We start from the raw sequence: 430 nt of genomic DNA on the forward strand, positions 1-430 counted from the left end.
TTTTAAAGCGACCGGTGTTAGAAGTGCCGTACTGTGCCAGTTCGATGTCCTGACCTTCTGCGATATAGCATGGCATACTTAACGGCCACATCCGCTCATCGCCCATATTGCGCGCCGTATAGCGATGCAGATCGCGCATAAAGGTCAGCATATGTTCAATATCACCATCCACTGGTGTAATAAATTCCAGCAATGCTTCCGCAAAATCGGTAGTAATCCATTTATGGGTCAGTGCAGAACCTAATGCTTCAGGATGACCTGTTGTTGCCAGTGTGCCATCAGCATTAACACGCAAAGTTTCGCGCTCCAGCCCACGCTGTATCCCCTTTAACGCCTGAGGATGTTTTTCCAGCCAGGCCAGCGCCTGTGATACGTCCGGGATCAAATTGACCTCCCGCCTGTCAAAATCGTTTTAATTAGCATAACTGTA

General features: G+C 48.6%; 1 protein-coding gene. It reads right to left on the reverse strand.

The genetic code is table 11. The features are described from left to right. The coding region (locus AC3DEV_RS17225) for a hypothetical protein (protein WP_488372913.1) at positions 1–385 on the reverse strand (385 nt) is incomplete at its 3' end. Between the last annotated feature and the right edge of the window lie 45 nt (positions 386–430).

The sequence above is a fragment of the Dietzia sp. IBK-p2-15D genome (assembly GCF_057773105.1).